Below are 16,826 nucleotides of genomic sequence, written 5' to 3' on the forward strand. Positions count from 1 at the left end.
CCCGCCCTTGCCCATGCTGACCGTCCACACCGTCGCCGACCTGCGCGCCGCGCTCAAACCGCACCCCGATTGGACCCTGGTGCCCACCATGGGCAACCTCCACGCCGGCCATCTGGGCCTGATCGCCCGCGCGCGGCAGGAAAACGTCCCGGTGGTGGCAAGCATTTTCGTCAACCGCCTGCAGTTCGGGCCGAACGAAGACTTCGACCGCTACCCGCGCACCCTTGCGCACGACGCGGCGCTGCTGGCCGACGCCGGCTGCGACCTGCTGTTCGCCCCTGACGAAGCCGAGATGTACCCGCAGCCGCAGACCTTCCGCGTGCTGCCCGATCCGGCCATCGCCGGCATTCTCGACGGCGCCGCCCGCCCCGGTCATTTCGAAGGCGTGGCCACCGTGGTGATGAAGCTGTTCCAGATGGTGCAGCCGCGCCATGCCGTGTTCGGCAAAAAGGACTATCAGCAGTTGCTTCTCATCCGTCGCATGGTCGAGCAGTTCGCCCTGCCCATCACCATCATCGGCCTCGACACGGTGCGCGCCGACGACGGACTGGCACTGTCTTCGCGCAATGGCTACCTCACGCCCGAAGAACGCGTGCAGGCGCCGCAACTCCAGGCCGCCCTGCGCGCCCTGGCCGAAGACGCCCGCAGCGCGACCGCCCCCGAGCAGATTCACCTGCTCGAACAACAGGCCATGACCCGCCTCGACCATCTCGGCTGGACGCCCGACTACCTCACCCTGCGCCGCCGCGCCGACCTGCAGCCGCCTACCGCGCTCGACCTGAGCCAGCGGACGCTCTGCGTGGTGCTGGGTGCGGCGCGGCTGGGCCGCACCCGGCTGATCGACAATTTGGAGTGCTGAACGCCCCCCGGCAACCTTGAGACGGCGCCCTCAAGCCCGGTATCCGGGATCGGTGCGTTCGAGCTTGCGCAGCAGCGCAGGCCAGACAAAGGCGCCCCCCATGCCACCGGTCTGCACTCGCATGGCCTCTGCCACGCCGCTGAGAATGCGCGGATGCACCTGGCGCAGCCCTTCCGCCCCCTGCTGACCCGCCAGCGCGGCGATCTGGATCTGACAGGCGCTCTCCAGCACATACATGCCCAGAAAGGCATCGGCGATGCTCGCGCCCACGGTCAGCAGGCCGTGATTGCGCAGAATGAGGAAGTTGGCGTCCCCGAGATCATCCTGCAGACGCGGCTTTTCGTCGGAACGGAACGCCACGCCCTCATAGTCGTGATAGGCCACCGACGCCAGCACGAAAGTGCTCTGCTGACTGATGGGCAACACGCCGTGCTCCTGCGCGCTCACCGCCACTCCGGCGCGGGTATGGGTGTGCAGCACGCAGCCCGCGTCCGGCCTTGCCTCGTGCACCGCACTGTGGATGACGAAACCTGCGGGATTGACCGGATAGGGGCTCTCGCTCAGCTTGTTGCACTCGGCGTCCACCTTCACCAGACTCGACGCCGTGATCTCCTCGAACATCAGGCCATAGGGATTGATGAGAAATTGGTGGTCGCCACCGGTCAGCGAAAGCGGCAGCTTGGCGCTGATGTGAGTGAACACTAGATCGCTCCAGCCGTGCAAGGCCACCAGCCGATAACAAGCCGCCAGATCGCAGCGCAGCGCCCATTCCTGCGGGTCCACCGCGTGTTCCAGGTTCGGTATGTTCATGTTTGTCTCCTTCGTTTTTATGGAAGCTGATTTTCGGCCCATTTGCGCGCCTTGTCAGCGAACAAGGCGCTGGCCGCGCGAAGAAGGGACAATCACGTTCTCATCGCCCTTCACTGACGCCCCTTCTCCACGCGTTGACCCACCATGCCCCAAAGTGATGTTCTGATCCTCGGCGCCGGTCTGGCCGGCCTGTCCACCGCACTGCATCTTGCCGAGCGCCTCAAGGTGACGGTGCAGGCCAAGCGCACGCTTGACGTCTCGTCCAGCCAATGGGCGCAGGGCGGCATTGCCGCGGTGCTGGCCGAGGGCGACAGCTTCGAGGAGCACGTGCACGACACCCTGGTGGCCGGAGCGATGCTGGGCGATCTGCCAGCCACGCGCTTTGTCATCGAGCACGGGCCGGACGCCATTGCCTGGCTGCGCGAACAAGGCGTGCCCTTCGACACCGAAGGCGCCGCGCTGCACCTCACCCGCGAGGGCGGCCACAGCCAACGCCGCATCGCCCATGTGGTGGACGCCACGGGCGCAGCCATCCAGACCACGCTGCTCGCCCGCGCCAAGGCCCATCCCAACATCACCCTGCTGGAAAACCATGTTGCCGTCGATCTCATCACCGACCGTCATGTGGACGGCAAGGCCAGCCCGCGCTGCTGGGGCGCCTACGCCCTCGACACCGCCAGTGGCCGGGTCGAGACGTTCGCCGCAGCGCACACCGTGCTGGCCACCGGCGGCGCCGGCAAGGTGTATCGCTACACCACCAACCCCGACACCGCCAGCGGCGACGGCATCGCCATGGCCTGGCGCGCGGGCTGCCGCGTGGCGAATATGGAGTTCATCCAGTTCCACCCCACCTGCCTGTATCACCCCAAAGCCAAGAGCTTCCTCATCACCGAAGCGGTGCGCGGTGAAGGCGGCAAACTCGTGTTGCCCGACGGCACCCGCTTCATGCCCGCGCACGACCCGCGCGCCGAACTCGCCCCGCGCGACGTGGTGGCCCGCGCCATCGACTTCGAGATGAAAAAGCGCGGCCTCGACTGCGTCTATCTCGACATCACCCACAAGGGCGAAGCCTTCATCCGCCAGCACTTCCCCACCATTCACGCCCGCCTGCTCGAACTCGGCATCGACATGGCGCGCGAGCCCATACCTGTGGTGCCCGCAGTGCATTTCACCTGCGGCGGCGTGCTCACCGACCTGTCGGGCCGCACCGATCTGCCCGGCCTCTACGCCGCAGGCGAAGTCGCCTACACCGGCCTGCACGGCGCCAACCGGCTGGCGAGTAACTCCCTGTTGGAATGCGCGGTGTTCGGCAAGGCCGCTGCGCTCGCCATCCTGGAAGCCACGCCCCCCGCCGTGCCCACGCCCCGCCGCTGGGACGAAAGCCGCGTGAGCGACGCCGACGAACTCGTGGTCATCAGCCACAACTGGGACGAGCTGCGTCGCATGATGTGGAACTACGTCGGCATTGTGCGCACCGACAAGCGGCTGGAGCGCGCCGCGCACCGCATCGCCCTGCTGCAAGCCGAGGTGGACGAGTTCTACGCCAACTTCCGCGTCACCCGAGACCTGCTGGAGCTGCGCAACCTGCTGCAAGTCGCCGCTCTCATCGTGCGCTCGGCGCAGTTGCGGCACGAAAGCCGCGGCCTGCACTACAGCCTCGACTGGCCGCAGACCGCCGCGCCCGCAGCGCCCACCATTCTCGTGCCCTGAATGCCCATGCCCACACCGCACGCCCTCCCCGATCTCGCCCTGGTCAGCGCCTTGCTGCGCAACGCCGCACGCGCCGAAATTCTGCCCCGTGCGCAGTCGCCCGACCCGCGCCTGAAGGCCGACGGTACCTGGGTCACCGACGCCGATCTGGCGATGCAAACCCGTGTGCAACACGAACTCGCCGCCCTCTGGCCGCACATTCCCTTGCTGGGCGAAGAAATGACCGCCGAGGCGCAACAGCAACTCATGGCGAAAGAAGCCGCCTCGCCAGACGGCCCCGGCCTGTGGGTGCTCGACCCGCTGGACGGCACCAGCAACTTCTCCGCCGGCCTGCCGGTGTTCGGCCCCTCGCTGGCGTGGATACAGGGCGGCCGGGTTCGGCTGGGCGTCGTCGTCGATGTGATGCGCGACGAAGTCTTCAGCGCCGCCCTGGGCGCCGGCGCATTTCTCAACGGCCAGCCCTTGCGCGCACCCGCCACACAAGTGCCGCTATCCAAGACCATTGCCTGCATCGATTTCAAGCGGCTTTCAGCCCCGCTGGCCACGCAGTTGGCGATGCGCCCACCCTACAGCTCGCAACGCTCCATCGGCTCAGTAGCGCTCGACTGGTGCTGGGTCGCCGCAGGCCGCTTCCACCTCTACCTGCACGGCAGCCAGGGCCTATGGGACTACGCCGCAGGCGGCCTCATCCTCAGCGAAGCCGGCGGCCATGGACAAACCTTGGCCGGCGAAGCCGTGTTCAACAACACCCTGGAAAAACGCTCGGCCGTGTGCGCGGGTGACGCCGGACTGTTCGCGCAGTGGACACACTGGCTGACGGAGAATGACCGCGTGGGTCGGTGAATGCACTGGAAATCACGCGCGATTCTTGTCATCTGGAAATGAATCCGTATTTGTGTTTTACATAAGGCATAGCAATCCGTGAGCCCGCTTCCACTCCCAACGACAACCTGTATGGTATTTACGCGTTCAGAGACCAATGGTTATCGAAGTTCGGAAAAAGCTGGATTGAACGAACGGAGCCTATGAACGAACAAGGTCTGACCTCGTAGCACCCGAGCACTCCCGCGCGCAGTCTTCACCGCCCCAGCGCCGCGCCAAAGACTTTGCTTAGGAGCTTGCTGCCGGTGCCCACGGGGTCAGTGCGGATGGCTTTTTCCTGCTCGCCGATGGCTTGGTACAGGCGGTTGAGGGCCTCTTGGGTGACGTACTGCTGAATGCTGGCCTGATCGGCCTTGACGAGTCCGAACTGCGCGGCCTGCCCGGCGAAGCGGTTGTAGGTCTGGGCGAGGCCGACTTTGTCGGTGGCCTGGGTGACGATGGGCAGGAATTTTTGCGTCAGGGGCGCTTCGGTCTTGCGTTTGAAGTAATCGGTCGCGGCCTCGTCGCCCCCGGTGAGAATGCCCTTGGCGTCTTGCACCGACATGCTTTTCACTGCATCCACCAGCAAGGTTTTGGCTTCGGGCACGGCGGCTTCCGCGGCACGGTTGATGGCAAGGTCGAGCTGGTCGGCCTGAGCGCCCATGCCGGCCATGCGCATCAGGCCGCTGGCCTTCTCGATGGCGGGCGGAAGGGGAATGCGCCACTTGGCGTTGCCATAGAAGCCGTTTTCGCGGCCCAGCTCTTTCACCGCGATGTCCGCGCCGCGCGACAGTGCGGTCTTCAGCCCCTGATCGACTTCGCCGTTGCTCAGCGCCGCCACCGCGGCATTCACCGCGCCCGAAGACGCCCCGCCGCCCTGCCCGGCCGAGTTAGGTTGCGCGGCTGGCTGCGCAGGCGCTTGCGCCGTGCCCAGCGCGCCGCTGAGCTGGTTGGTCAGGTTGCCGAGATCGAAGGCCATTGCGGGCAGTGGCGCGGCGAGCGCCAGCACGGCGGCAAGGGCAACGGGCAAGGCAAGGGGACGTGTTTTCATCGTGCTCTCCGGGGGGGGTCAGCGTTGTGGATCGGGGGTGGCGCGCAGCACTTCGTCGAGGGTGGTGACGCCTTCGGCCACCTTGATGGCGCCAGCCAGGCGCAGCGGCTTCATGCCGTCTTTGATGGCCTGCGCGCGCAGCGGCCCGAGTTCCGGGCTGCGCACCAGCAGCGCCCGCAGCGCCTCGCTGCAACTTAGCAGCTCATACAGGCCGATGCGGCCGAGATAGCCGGTGTTGCGGCATTCCACGCAGCCCACGGGTTTGTAGGGGCGCACCTCAGATTGCGTTTTCCACGGCGCCACGGCCGCGCGAAAGGCCTCTTGGTCGAAGGCATCGTCGGGCTGCTTGCAATGCGGGCAGAGGGTGCGCACCAGACGCTGCGCCAGCACGCCTAGCAAGGTGGCACTGGCGAGATAGGACGGCACGCCGAGTTCGAGCAGGCGGGTGATGCTCGACGGCGCGTCGTTGGTGTGCAGGGTGGACAGCACCAGATGCCCGGTGAGCGCGGCCTGCACGGCCATGTCGGCAGTCTCGCGGTCGCGGATTTCGCCGACCATGATGATGTCGGGATCTTGCCGCATCAGCGCGCGCAGGCCTTCGGCAAAGCTGAGGTCGATGGCGGGCTGCACCTGCATCTGGTTGAACGCGGGCTCGACCATCTCGATCGGGTCTTCCACGGTGCAGACGTTCACCTCCTCGGTAGCCAGGCGCTTGAGGGTGGAATACAACGTGGTGGTCTTGCCGCTGCCCGTGGGCCCGGTGACGAGGATGACGCCGCTGGGCTGATGGGTCAGGCGCTGCCAGTCGCGCGCTTCGTGCGCCGGAAAGCCGAGGGCGGGCATATCGCGCACGACCACGTCGGGGTCGAAGATGCGCATCACGAGTTTTTCGCCAAACGCCGTGGGCATGGTGGCCAGGCGCAGCTCCACCTCGTCGCCCGAAGGCCGACGGGTCTTGATGCGGCCATCTTGCGGACGGCGCTTTTCGACCACGTCCATGCGACCGAGCAGCTTGACCCGGCTGGTCATCGCGCCCATCACCGAGCCGGGCACCTGATAAACCGTGTGCAGCACACCGTCGATGCGAAAACGGATGACTCCCATGTCGCGCCGCGGCTCGAGGTGGATGTCAGAGGCGCGCTGCTCGAAGGCGTATTGCCACAGCCAGTCGACCACCTGCACCACGCCGGCGTCGTTGGCGTCGAGCGCCTTGCCGCTGCGGCCCAGTTCCACCAACTGCTCGAACTGGTTGACCCCGCCGGTGCTGCCGTTTTTCTGCGCATGTTTGACCGAGCGCGCGAGGTTGAAAAACTCCACCGTGTAGCGGGTGATGTCGGCCGGGCTGGCGACCTGCAGCTCGATAGGGCGGCGCAGCATGCGCTCCATCTCGGGCACCCAGCCGCGGTCGAAGGGCTCGCAGGTGGCGATGGTGACCGCCTCGGTCGAGGCCGCCACGGGCAGAATGCGGTGGCGCTCGGCGTAGCTGGTGGACATGAGATCGCCGATCTTGCTGATCTCGACCTTCAGCGGATCGACGCGCAAATAGGGCAGATTGGCACGCTGCGCCAGCCATTCGGTCAGCACATCCAGATCGAGCGTGCGGCCGTCGCTCAGACGCTTGAGCCCGGCCAGCGCCACGCGCTGCAGCGCATGCAGCTTGCCGCTGGCGTGAGCGCAGCGCTCCCAGCCGTAGCGGCCCGCAGCCGCGTCAATCAGGCCGTCTGCCTCCAGCCACTGCAGCAGTTCGCGCCAATCGAGCCGACCCTGCGCCGCAGGCGGCGCACCCGGTGCAGATCGCGCCTTGGGCGGGGCGGAAGGGTCGGCCGAGCGAGTGGGGGGGCGGGAAACGTCCATAAAAACCGAGTGTAGGACAGCCCCTTGTGACGCCGTGTTAACGCGCCGGATGCAGGCGCTTGAGCAAGCGCGCCCAGCGCCGCGCCGGCAGGCCGCCGGTGCGCTGCGCCACGGCATCGGCGCGCTCCAGCAACTGCGCGCGCGTCGGCAGCGGGCTCTGCGTGGCGTCGCGCAGGGCGATGGCGATGAGGTTGCCGTCGCGGTTGGGCGGCAGCTGCCACACGCTGTCGCCCGGCTGGTTGAACGCCGCGACAATGCGCTGCAGGTTGCGCTCCAGCACGCGCACATGGCCCGGCCCGCTGAACAGATTGACCACCATCACCCCCTGCTCGCCCAGCAGTTGGCGGCATGCGGCATAAAACTCGGCAGACTCCAGCGCGGGGGCTGCGGCTTGCTCGTCGTACATATCCACATGCAACACCGCCGCACTGCCCGCATGGGCGGGGTCGGCCGCATACGCGCCGGCATCCGCGCACAGCACTTGCAACTTGCCGCCAGGCTCGGGCAGCGCAAACCAGCGATGCGCGGCCAGAATGACGCCCGGATTCAGCTCCACCGCCACGCAGGGCAGCCGCAAGCGCTTGAGCATGAATTTGGTGATCGCCGCGGCGCCCAGGCCCAGCTGCACCGCCGTGCCGCCGCGCCAGGCTTTGTCGGGCAACAGCAGCATCCAGGCCATCATGCGCTGCACATACTCCAGTTCGAGATCGTTGGGACGGGCGATGCGCATGCTGCCCTGAATCCAGGGCGTGCCCAGATGCAAATGACGCACGCCGTCTTCTTCGGAAAGGGTGGGTTGGGGAAAGGTGGGTTTACGGGCCATATCAAATGAGTTTTGCAGCGATGAATGCCTCCTGCCAGGCGGCACGCTTGCGCTCCAGACTCCAGCTCGCATTCGCCGGGCTGGTGGAGGGCAGACGGCGCACCTCGGGGCCGAGGTTGCGGGTGATGCGCATGGCGCGGGCCGATTCGCCCCCGTTGTGCGCGATGAGTTGCAGCGAAGGCAGGCCCGCCACGAGGGCGGGCAGATCATTGGGCAGCGCATCCGCAATGGCACTGTCCAGACTGCCCTCGCGGCGGCAGTGGGCGTACACATCCCAGATGCCCAGCCCGCGCTCGCACACCGCCTCGATGCGCTGCGCGTAGGGCCGCTGCATCAGTTCCAGCCCGAACAAATCGCCCACGATGGGCCAGAACTGATTGCGCGGATGCGCGTAATACTGCTGCGCCTGCAACGAGGCGACGCTCGGGAAGCTGCCCAGCACCAGCAGGCGGCAATCGCCCCGCACCGCGGGCGCCAGCCCCCGCAGCATCGGCGCGGAAGGCGCAACAGGAGCAAGGGCGGAAGCGGACGAACGAGCCATGCCATCATTGTCGCCGCTGCCGCCATGGCCGCCACCAAGCACCTGCTTATAATCGACTGCTTTATCGCACTGCGGGTGTAGTTCAATGGCAGAACGGCAGCTTCCCAAGCAAGGCTTGGAATGCTCTGCAACCCGCATGAATGCTCGCTTCTCGGCCATTGCCGGGGGCGTTTGTGGGAATCCAGTGGGAATTCAATTCCTGGACAGGCCTATTACGGGGTGTCCGACAACTGGAGTTCCGCATGGCCTACATCACGCACCGCCCCGCCGGTTGGTGTGCGCAAGTGCGCCGCAAAGGCGCGCCATCGATCAGTCGCACGTTCGATCTCAAGGCTGATGCTGAGGCGTGGGCACGCGAGATCGAGCGCGAATTGCAACGCGGCAATGTGTCCGTGTTGAGGCAAGAGGCGCAACGCATGACCGTGGCCGAAGCCATCGACCTGTATTCCGCCCAGCGCCTGCCCGACCTAAAGTCTGCGCCGTCGGTCCGTGTGCACCTCACACGTGCCAAGGCCCGCTTTGGTTCCTTGTTCCTCGCGAATGTGCGCAGCGCTGACATTGCCGCGTGGTCGCATGACCTGGCGCGGCTCGGGCTTGGCCCGCAATCTGTGCTTCACAACCTGAATGCACTCGGGGCCGTGTTTACCTTCGCGGAAAAGGACTTGAGCATTGACCTTCCCGCCGGAAACCCGGTGCACAAAATCCGCAAGCCGCGCATGCCGAAGGCGCGCGACAGGCGGCTGCGTCCTGGCGAGTTCGATGCCTTGCAGTCCGAGCGGCCCGACCTGCTGGCGTTCGTCATCCTTGCGGTCGAGACCAGCATGCGCCGCGGCGAAATCTGCGGGCTGGAGTGGTCGCGCGTCGATCTGCGCCGGCGCACGGCGCACCTGGTGGACACCAAGAACGGCGAGAGCCGGACTGTGGCGTTGTCCAGCGTCGCGGTGGCGGCCTTGCAAAGCCTGCCCCGCCGGATTGACGGCAAGGTGTTCGGCTGGGCTACGCCTGACGGCTTCTCACTCGCGTTCCGCCGGCATCGGCTCGCAGCACGCAAGGCGCATGTGCTGGGCCGCCTGCGCGAAGCGCTGGCCGCCGATGGCCTGTCCGTTGATGCAATTGAGGCCGAGATTCGCGCGGTGGTCTACAAGCATCGCAAGCCCGCGCCGCGCACGGCTGCGCTGCTGGCAGGCATCGAGCAGAACGACAAGTTCTTGACCGATCTGCGCTTCCACGACCTCAGACACGAAGCCGCATCGCGCCTGTTCGAGAAGGGCTTGGGCATCATGGAAGTGGCGAGCATGACGGGCCACAAGTCACTGTCCATGCTCAAGCGATACACCCATATCGAAGCGGAGAAGCTGGCGCAGAAGCTGGGATAAAAAAACCCCGCGCGGGCGGGGTTGGGGTTCGCTGCGCGCCTCACGGCGGGCCGGGAGTCAACGATCAGGGGCAGTCGCCTTCGCCACTGGCAAGGCCGCGCGTGCCGCCGTCGCAAATCGTGCCGGTGTTGGTCCAGGTCATGGCGGTGGCGCCGCTGCCCATTGTCGGGGTGTCGATCACGGTCAGATGTGTGCCGCCAGACGTGGTCGCCGCACTGGTCGCGTTGATCACGCCATTGGCGCCAAGGGTGGCCGAATACAGCACATTGCCGGTCAAGGTAATTTGCGCCGGCAGGCCGTGCTGCCCAAGCGTTCCGCAGTACTGCAAGCCCCCGTAGGTCTGCGCACACAACGCCACAGCCGTCTTGACCGAGTTCAACTCGGACATGGTGGCCGCTGCATGGGTGCGACTGGTGTAATTGCCGTACATCGGGATCGCGATGGCGGCCAGGATGCCGATGATCGCAACCACGATCATCAACTCGATCAGGGTGAAACCCTGCTGAATCTGCTTCTTCATTTTGCTTCTCCATGGAAACGCAGCGAACGTGCTGCCGTGTACCCCGCAGGCACACGGCAAAGCGTCAAACCGCCTTGCGTGGGCGTCCACGGCGGCGCGGGGGTTCCGGCTGGGCCTGCGGCTCGGGCGGCGTCCCCGCCGGTGGCGGCGGGTTGACCATCCGCGCGCGTGCCCATGCCAGCAGGGCTTGCGGGTCGTAGCGCACGAGGGCGCCGATCCTGATGAACGGCACGCGCAGGTCGCCGCCGTTGCGGTCATGATCGAGCGTGGACTTGCCGATGCCGAGCAAGGCGGCTGCGCCTGCAGTGTCCAGAAGTTTTTCAGTGTCCATGGCTACACCCCCTCGACGCGGGTCAGCATGTCCATGAACTCGTCGAACCACTCCCGCGAAAGCTCGGCCTGCATCTGGTCTTCGCTTTTGGCGGGTACCGGCTCGGCGGTGGCCGGGTCGATGCCCAGCCGCTGGGCGAGGTCCAGCGCGTCCAGGCGGTCGCCGGTGCCATAGTGCAGAAACCCGCGCTGCTGCCAGTCCAGGCCCTTGCGGGCCAGTTCGTTCAGCACACGCGTTTCGCGGTCGTCGCAGTTCATCGCGACGTCGATGGTCGGTACTTGCCCCAGCGCCAGGAACAGCGCGCCCCATTGTTGTTCGGTCAGGTTCATTTCACGGCTCCTTTCCCCGCCTGCGCAGCGTTTTGTGTTGCGGTGAGCACCATCGCTTGCGCGGTGGTGTTGGACTGCGCGGCTTGATAGACCAGCACGCCCAGCGCGCCCATTGCCAGCAGCGCCAAGGCTGCTGCTGCGACTTTCCCCGTGAGTGATTCCATGTTTTTCTCCTTGACTACTTGTTCAGCGGCGGCCATTTGCTCGCCGGATCGATGCGCGACGTTTCGTCGCGATCCGGCCACCAGCAACCTTTGCAGTGGCTGCAACGAAAGTAGGCCTTGCCGTTGCGCGTGGTGTTGCGCCAGGTGTGCACGGCACGGCCCTGCTCGTCCTTGCACTTTTCCGGGCAGGCCGGGCCGTCCGGCACGTTGCCGGTAGGCTTGTGCTCAGGCTTGGCCTCGCGCGTGGGCGCGGGGCCGGTAAATGCGCTGTCGGGGATTTCCGAATCGTCGATTTCGGGCGTGTCGTTATTCATGGTTCTTCTCCTTCTCGGCTTGCGCCGCGTCGAACATCAGCAGGTCAACGCCAAGGCCCTGCGCAGCCTCGCGCGCCTGCACGCATTCGGCGCGGGTCAGGGCGCGGGTCAGCCAGGCATCCAGCAGCCGCACCGCTTCCCGCGCGGCGTCCGGGTCGCCCTCTGCCGCCACACGCGCCAGTGACATGCCGCCGATCTCGCGCATGAGCGCGTCGGTGCGCCGCTTCAAAAATTCTTCATGGTTCATTTCGTTCTCCAGTTGTGGGCGGCGATGTGCTGCCCTTGCTGCTATAGGCGCGCCCAAGAATTGAAAAAGCCCGCACTGGGCGGGCTTGGGGGGGCAGGTGGGCAGGTCACAGATCAGGCCGGTTGTCGTTGAACAGTGAGCACTGGTTCGGGTGCGACTGCATGTGGTTCCGTGGGCGGCGTTGCCGCCGTCCGCTTTCGGTGTCAATGTCCAGCATTCGCGCGGCGTCGAGCAGCAGCACGAGGCCCCGCGCGGTGGTGCAAACTTTGGTGCCGTTCCGCATTTGTGCAGCGAGGCGGGCAAGCTGAGCGCTTGTCAGGCCGAGTCCCGCGATCTCTGCGAATCGCGCCCTGCCCACGGCCTTTGCCACGCGCGTAAAAGCCTTTTTTTGTGTGGGTTGCATGGCTCACTCCAGCGCGTCAGCGAGCCGCTTTATGCCTGATGCGATGTTGAGCAGCCACAAGGTCAGCAGCAGCGCAAGCCACGGCAGCGCGTGAGTGAGCCATAGGTACAGCAGATACGCCCCGGGCACCCCAGTATCGACGCCCACGGCTTGGGACAATAGTGTTGGCAGGGGCGTCGCGCGCTCGCGCGCCTTGTACTTATCCAGATCGGCATGTGTCGCCGTATAGGTTTTGCCCTCGTACACATACCGGAAGCTGCTCCAGCCGGGCAGCATCATGTGCGTGGCGATAGTCGCAGGCGCGCCGCCCACGGAGCGGAGCGAGAGGGTGAGCGTGCCCGCATAGGTGATGGCCCATGCCAAAAGCACGAGCGCAAGCAATTTCAGGTATTTCATTTTGTGGCCCCTTGGCTTAGTGGCAACACGCGGGCCGGTTGCCCGCCCCAGCCGCCGCCGACGACTTGCACTTGCTGTCCGACGTGCAATCGCACGTCAGCGGCTTGCGTCACGGCGATCACCTGTCCGCTTTGCAGCTTCACGGTGACCTGTTCGCCGGTGGACTGGGTGGTCGCGGCTTCGGCACGGTTGCCCGCGATGGCGCCTGCGACAGCACCGATCAACGTCGCGGCGGTTTGCCCGCGGCCATTGCCGATCTGGTGACCGAGCGCGCCGCCTGCGGCGAGTCCGGCAAGCGGGCCGAGTCCGCTGGTTTGCGGCTGGATGCGCACGGGGATAACGGCAAGCACGGTGCCCAGCTGGACTTGCTGCACTTGTTGCGTGTTGCCTTGGCTATAGCCAAAGGCTGAGGAAGTGGGCAGGGCCGAGCAGGCTGGCAAGGTCAAGACCCCGGCTGAGAACAAGGCAACCCAAATGCGTTTGCGGGTGATATTGGTGTACGACATGATTTGCTCCAGTTGTGGGCGGCGATCTGCTGCCTTGGCGCTATAGGCCGCGCTCCGAATTGAAAAAAAAGCCCGCTGGGTGGCGGGCTTGGGAGTGGAGAGATTCGGGTTAGTGCACGGGCGGGTGTCCGGGCACGAACTCGAAAATAGCCCACGTGCCTTTGTCCTGAAGGTCTTTGGGAAACTCGTTGATGAACGCCTCCGCATCGGCCCGGTCGGGGGTCGCCTCGCCAGTAAAGGCGCGCCACAAATCCCACGACTTGCCGTCTTGGCTGGGGGTGGCCAAGGCGGCATAACCGCCAAAGTCCAGCAACACGGCATCGCCGCGTGATTTGGACAAGGAGGCCTCGATCTTGTCAGATGGCGCGCGGGTGGCGGACAGCGCCTCGCGCGGCGTGGAATACGTCCCTTCTTTGTGGGCCGCGTAGTACATGGCTTGGACTTGGGCTTGCTTTTGCATGGTGTTCCTTTCGTTTGCCTTTCGTTTGTGCTGATCCGGGCGGCACCTGCCGCCCTGGCTGCTATAGGCGTACCGCCGAATTGCCTGCGCGGCGCTGCGCTCGGCGCAGGTCGGCTCGGATTTCTTGCAACGCGCGGCGGTCGCTCGGCGTGTTGCTGGCGATGACGACGGCGCCGCACGGCAAGACGACACGCCAGTGGTTCCCGCCGGTTTTGCTGGCGGTGGCGTCGAACTCGGCGAGCATTTTTCGCAGGTCTTTTTGCATGGTGGCTTCCGGGGTTAGCGGATGGGGATGACGATCTGCAGGCCCACGAAGCCCGACCCGCTTTGCGTGTTTGGCACCGCAAGCAGGTTGATTCCGTAGCCGCTGGCGTCGCGTATGCGAAGCAGCGCACCGGCGGCGAGCGGCGAGGTCGGCACTTCGTCACGGCGATAGCCGGAGACCAGGCCAGCGGCGAGGCCTGCGCTGGCCGTCAGGCCAGCAGGCAGGTCGACGCGCAGCGGCGTCCATGCTGCAAGTGCATAGCCCGTGGTGCGCCTGTAGCTGTTGCGGTAGAAACCGGCCAGCCCGGACCAGTCGGACGTAGCCTGATATTCAAGGCCGATGCCGGGATTGGACTGGTTCAGGCTGTGCCTTGCCCATGCCTCGGTGTGATAACTCGTGGCGTTAATGTCCAGCGCCCAGCGGCTGGACTGTGCGGCTGATGCTGTGGCGCTGGAAAGCGCCACCAGCCCGGCGGCAATGATGATGATTCGTTTCACGTCCTATCTCCCAGCCGCACGATGCGGCGTGTAGAGATAGGCCGTCTGCCGAATTGCCCGCAGTGTGGGTGACCCATGCGCCCCGCGCGGGGCGCATGTATAGGCAAAGATCGTCAGAAACCGATTGAATGCGTTAGAGGTCTTTAGCCGCGCGCCCATCGAGCGTGGCAAGCATTGCGGAAGATCGCTAGACCTCGTGAGAGGTGAATAGAAGCCGTGAAAGGCCGTTAGTGTTGGGTGCCCGGTCTGCGGGTGATGAGTCAGGCCACGGCGCGGAGCGCCGGGCCGGTGGACTTGATGAACTCGGCTTCGCACATCGCTGCGGCAGCCTCGATCTCGGCGGCGGCCTGGGCTTCGTCCATGCCCGCCATGCCCGCCAGTTGCACGGCGGTGATGGCCTCGTTGCGCCACGTCATCGGCGCCCAGCCGGTGGGCTGGGTATAGAACGTGATGCGCTGGGCGTTGCCAATGCTGAACTCAAATTCGAAAGCCGCCCGGCCCTCCTGGGTGCGCAGGCGATGGGTGCAGGTCAAGACTGGCACGGCGTCACCCTGCGAGGCTGGCGGCGGCGGAGCCGCCGGCGATCAGGCCCATGGCGAGCAACACCAGCCCGGCGGCGATCGAAAAGTGCATCACGGTGAGCATGGTGACGAGGTAAATAGCGGCGATAGCGGCGATGTAAAGCATGGCGGTTCTCCAGTTGCGGGCCGCACATCGCGGCCCTTGGTGCTATAGGCGTGCCGCCGAATTGCCCGCCGGGCTTTGAGGTCAGATGCAGTCGTAGACGTCCGGCTTGGGGGACAAAATCTCCAGGTCAAAACCATCGGCGCGGAGATTGATCAGGCCGGCCACAAGGTCGTCGGTGATGGACTTGACGGAACGATCAGTGCGAAATTCGCCGAGCTCCTCAAACCCCTTCATGAGATTGTTTTGGTATCCGCGGTGAACAACGACGACCCGGCAGATCGCCGGGTCAAACCAGACTGAGGCAGTCAAATCTGGGCTTTGCTTGACCGCTCTGGCGGTGCGCTCACAGATTTTTTGCAGGTCTGCATAGTCCAAAAGGTAGTTCATTTCGTCCTCCAGTTGCGGGCCGCACGTCGCAGCCCTTGCTAATATAGGCGCGTCCAAGAATTGGGCGATCAGTCCTCGCTCGGCATCATCACAGTGATGCAGGGCCGCCCGGCATCGTCCGGGCCGACGACGAATTTCAGGTGCACCAGGCGGGGCTTGACGCCCCGGCCTTCGCGTGGGGTGCGCAGAAGTTCGACGTACATGGGGTGCGCCGGGCTGGCCGTCAGGCCCAGCCGCGCGGCGCGCAGGACAACCCGCGAGAGCATCCAGCACACGTCCCAGAGCCTGCCGCTCTCGCTCTGTCCGGTGTAGCCCTTGCGGCTCTCGGTTTGGTCTGTCCACTCCACACAATCGGCCCAGGCTGCGGCGGTCATCGCCACGGGCCAGACAATGCCCGCCTCGCGGGCTGTGATGGATATGTCGATCAGCACGCCGTCCTCGATCGCCTGCACGCGGGTGTAGGTGGAGATCGGTTCGCCAAAAATGGCGGTCATGGTGGTGGCGGTATTGGTTTGCATGGTGGTTCCTTTCTTGGGGGTAGCCCGGCCATCGAGCAGGGCGGGGATGGTCAGCCGGTGATGTGGACAGGGAACAGCCCGACGCCGCCCGCTGGGTGTGCACGCATCACCCAGCGCTGCGTGCCCTTCTCCAGCCTGTAATCCTTCGGTGTCGCGGCCCATTCGGCCCAGCTCATCAGAACTAGCTTTGGTTCGTTCTTGCGCCCATCGCTGGGAGTGAGGGGAGAGGGGATTGTTTGCAAGGCGGCGGGCTGATCTGCGCGGGGTGTTTTGAGGGTGGTTGCGGACATGTTTGCTCTCCTGGGGGGTTTCGGCATCGCCGGTCGGTCGGGTGGTCGGGTCATTGAGCAAGCCTGCAAGCCGGTGCCCGCAGGGCACGAGCGGTTGCAAGGACAAGTGCCAGAGTGAGGGGCCAGCGAAGCGCCCCGAACGCCCCCGCAGGGGCTGGCGCGCAGGGCTTGCAGTGAGCGCAGCGAACGTGCCGCGAGAGGCGCAGCAGGTCGCCCCGACCACTTGACCGGCTGGTGATGACGCCCAGGAGAGCGTCCGCAACCAGCCGACCCGCGCAGGTCAGCACAGAGCCGCGCTGACGGGCCGTAGGCCCGTATTTATCGCCCGCTTGCGGGCGGAATATGGTCTTGTGCGCCCGCCGCAGGCGGGGTGCTTGTGGGCTTGGCGCGAAGCGCCGGGCCTGCCTGCGGCGCTATCGCTGGGAGAGAGGGGCGAGCGGAAAAGGCAAGTCGGGCGTAGCCCGACGCGCAGCGCAGTCGAGCCCGAGATAGGGCGAGCGTAGCGAAAGGCAAGGCCCGGAACGGGCCGCGCAGCGAAGTCGAGCAGCGCAAGCGGGAGTCGAGAAACGCAAGCCGGAGTCGAGCCGCAGGCGAGCGCAGGCGTGGCGGTTCGAGCGGACGCGCAGC

The 16,826-nt window shown here is 65.7% G+C and carries 26 protein-coding genes; 4 read left to right on the forward strand and 22 right to left on the reverse strand.

Features of this window, described 5'->3' with window-relative positions; genetic code table 11:
• Positions 1–13: 13 nt before the first annotated feature.
• A complete protein-coding gene (gene panC / locus B7X30_RS00915) occupies positions 14–859 on the forward strand; it encodes a pantoate--beta-alanine ligase (protein WP_286728598.1) in 846 nt (281 codons plus the stop codon).
• A 30-nt stretch (positions 860–889) separates the two neighbouring features.
• Here the strand turns inward: panC and B7X30_RS00920 are convergent, their stop codons facing one another.
• Complete coding sequence (locus B7X30_RS00920) at positions 890–1,669, reverse strand: class II aldolase/adducin family protein (protein WP_013105257.1); 780 nt, start codon at positions 1,667–1,669, stop codon at positions 890–892.
• A 144-nt stretch (positions 1,670–1,813) separates the two neighbouring features.
• Here B7X30_RS00920 and nadB point away from each other — a divergent pair, with 144 nt between their 5' ends.
• Positions 1,814–3,379, forward strand: a complete 1,566-nt coding sequence (gene nadB / locus B7X30_RS00925) for an L-aspartate oxidase (protein ID WP_286728599.1) — start codon at positions 1,814–1,816, stop codon at positions 3,377–3,379.
• Positions 3,380–3,385: 6 nt separating this feature from the next.
• Positions 3,386–4,222, forward strand: a complete 837-nt coding sequence (locus B7X30_RS00930; protein WP_286728600.1) for an inositol monophosphatase family protein — start codon at positions 3,386–3,388, stop codon at positions 4,220–4,222.
• Positions 4,223–4,457: 235 nt separating this feature from the next.
• Here B7X30_RS00930 and B7X30_RS00935 read toward each other — a convergent pair whose 3' ends face one another.
• From B7X30_RS00935 to B7X30_RS00950, 4 genes are read right to left on the reverse strand one after another with little or no spacing between them, the layout of a single operon-like run.
• Positions 4,458–5,291, reverse strand: a complete 834-nt coding sequence (locus tag B7X30_RS00935; RefSeq protein ID WP_286728601.1) for a DUF4197 domain-containing protein — start codon at positions 5,289–5,291, stop codon at positions 4,458–4,460.
• Between the two features lie 18 nt (positions 5,292–5,309).
• The gene (gene tfpB, locus B7X30_RS00940) at positions 5,310–7,145 is read right to left on the reverse strand and encodes a type IV pilus assembly ATPase TfpB (protein WP_286728602.1); all 1,836 of its coding nucleotides are present in this window, start codon (positions 7,143–7,145) and stop codon (positions 5,310–5,312) included.
• Between the two features lie 37 nt (positions 7,146–7,182).
• A complete protein-coding gene (locus B7X30_RS00945) occupies positions 7,183–7,968 on the reverse strand; it encodes a class I SAM-dependent methyltransferase (protein WP_286728603.1) in 786 nt (261 codons plus the stop codon).
• Position 7,969: 1 nt separating this feature from the next.
• Positions 7,970–8,509, reverse strand: coding sequence for a DNA-deoxyinosine glycosylase (locus tag B7X30_RS00950; RefSeq protein ID WP_286728604.1), 540 nt, complete (start codon positions 8,507–8,509; stop codon positions 7,970–7,972).
• 242 nt (positions 8,510–8,751) lie between these two features.
• Between B7X30_RS00950 and B7X30_RS00955 the strand changes: the two genes are divergently transcribed.
• Positions 8,752–9,885 (forward strand): site-specific integrase, encoded by a 1,134-nt coding sequence (locus B7X30_RS00955; RefSeq protein WP_286728678.1) that lies wholly within the window; start codon positions 8,752–8,754, stop codon positions 9,883–9,885.
• Positions 9,886–9,949: 64 nt separating this feature from the next.
• On the opposite strand, the gene B7X30_RS00960 is transcribed toward B7X30_RS00955, so the two are convergent.
• From B7X30_RS00960 to B7X30_RS01040, 17 genes are all read right to left on the reverse strand, one after another.
• Positions 9,950–10,405 carry a pilin gene (locus tag B7X30_RS00960; RefSeq protein ID WP_286728605.1) on the reverse strand — a complete coding sequence of 152 codons (456 nt, stop codon included), beginning with the start codon at positions 10,403–10,405 and terminating at the stop codon, positions 9,950–9,952.
• A 64-nt stretch (positions 10,406–10,469) separates the two neighbouring features.
• Complete coding sequence (locus tag B7X30_RS00965; RefSeq protein ID WP_286728606.1) at positions 10,470–10,736, reverse strand: helix-turn-helix transcriptional regulator; 267 nt, start codon at positions 10,734–10,736, stop codon at positions 10,470–10,472.
• Positions 10,737–10,738: 2 nt separating this feature from the next.
• Positions 10,739–11,065, reverse strand: coding sequence for a hypothetical protein (locus B7X30_RS00970; protein ID WP_286728607.1), 327 nt, complete (start codon positions 11,063–11,065; stop codon positions 10,739–10,741).
• A complete protein-coding gene (locus B7X30_RS00975) occupies positions 11,062–11,229 on the reverse strand; it encodes a hypothetical protein (protein WP_286728608.1) in 168 nt (55 codons plus the stop codon). The genes B7X30_RS00970 and B7X30_RS00975 overlap by 4 nt, the downstream gene beginning before the upstream one ends.
• A 14-nt stretch (positions 11,230–11,243) precedes the next feature.
• Positions 11,244–11,543: a hypothetical protein gene (locus B7X30_RS00980; protein ID WP_286728610.1), complete on the reverse strand. Its 300-nt coding sequence runs from the start codon at positions 11,541–11,543 to the stop codon at positions 11,244–11,246.
• Entirely contained in the window at positions 11,536–11,790 is a 255-nt protein-coding gene (locus tag B7X30_RS00985) for a hypothetical protein (RefSeq protein WP_286728611.1), read from the reverse strand. The genes B7X30_RS00980 and B7X30_RS00985 overlap by 8 nt, the downstream gene beginning before the upstream one ends.
• Positions 11,791–11,896: 106 nt before the next feature.
• On the reverse strand, positions 11,897–12,193 hold the full coding sequence (locus B7X30_RS00990; RefSeq protein WP_286728612.1) for a hypothetical protein: 297 nt from the start codon (positions 12,191–12,193) through the stop codon (positions 11,897–11,899).
• A 3-nt stretch (positions 12,194–12,196) separates the two neighbouring features.
• Positions 12,197–12,589 carry a hypothetical protein gene (locus tag B7X30_RS00995; RefSeq protein WP_286728613.1) on the reverse strand — a complete coding sequence of 131 codons (393 nt, stop codon included), beginning with the start codon at positions 12,587–12,589 and terminating at the stop codon, positions 12,197–12,199.
• Positions 12,586–13,095 (reverse strand): outer membrane lipoprotein, encoded by a 510-nt coding sequence (locus B7X30_RS01000; protein ID WP_286728614.1) that lies wholly within the window; start codon positions 13,093–13,095, stop codon positions 12,586–12,588. The genes B7X30_RS00995 and B7X30_RS01000 overlap by 4 nt, the downstream gene beginning before the upstream one ends.
• Before the next feature lie 109 nt (positions 13,096–13,204).
• Positions 13,205–13,555, reverse strand: coding sequence for a hypothetical protein (locus tag B7X30_RS01005; RefSeq protein ID WP_286728615.1), 351 nt, complete (start codon positions 13,553–13,555; stop codon positions 13,205–13,207).
• A gap of 61 nt (positions 13,556–13,616) precedes the next feature.
• Positions 13,617–13,820, reverse strand: a complete 204-nt coding sequence (locus tag B7X30_RS01010; protein ID WP_286728617.1) for a hypothetical protein — start codon at positions 13,818–13,820, stop codon at positions 13,617–13,619.
• Positions 13,821–13,834: 14 nt separating this feature from the next.
• Positions 13,835–14,317 (reverse strand): hypothetical protein, encoded by a 483-nt coding sequence (locus B7X30_RS01015; protein WP_286728618.1) that lies wholly within the window; start codon positions 14,315–14,317, stop codon positions 13,835–13,837.
• A gap of 260 nt (positions 14,318–14,577) precedes the next feature.
• Positions 14,578–14,859, reverse strand: coding sequence for a hypothetical protein (locus B7X30_RS01020; protein WP_286728619.1), 282 nt, complete (start codon positions 14,857–14,859; stop codon positions 14,578–14,580).
• A gap of 4 nt (positions 14,860–14,863) precedes the next feature.
• The gene (locus B7X30_RS01025) at positions 14,864–15,004 is read right to left on the reverse strand and encodes a hypothetical protein (protein ID WP_286728620.1); all 141 of its coding nucleotides are present in this window, start codon (positions 15,002–15,004) and stop codon (positions 14,864–14,866) included.
• An 81-nt stretch (positions 15,005–15,085) separates the two neighbouring features.
• Positions 15,086–15,391: a hypothetical protein gene (locus B7X30_RS01030; protein WP_286728621.1), complete on the reverse strand. Its 306-nt coding sequence runs from the start codon at positions 15,389–15,391 to the stop codon at positions 15,086–15,088.
• Between the two features lie 68 nt (positions 15,392–15,459).
• The gene (locus B7X30_RS01035; protein ID WP_286728623.1) at positions 15,460–15,909 is read right to left on the reverse strand and encodes a DUF6573 family protein; all 450 of its coding nucleotides are present in this window, start codon (positions 15,907–15,909) and stop codon (positions 15,460–15,462) included.
• A gap of 50 nt (positions 15,910–15,959) precedes the next feature.
• Positions 15,960–16,199 (reverse strand): hypothetical protein, encoded by a 240-nt coding sequence (locus tag B7X30_RS01040; RefSeq protein WP_286728624.1) that lies wholly within the window; start codon positions 16,197–16,199, stop codon positions 15,960–15,962.
• Positions 16,200–16,826: the final 627 nt, after the last annotated feature.

It is taken from the genome of Thiomonas sp. 13-64-67, assembly GCF_002282795.1.
In the GTDB taxonomy this organism is placed as follows: domain Bacteria; phylum Pseudomonadota; class Gammaproteobacteria; order Burkholderiales; family Burkholderiaceae_C; genus Thiomonas; species Thiomonas arsenitoxydans.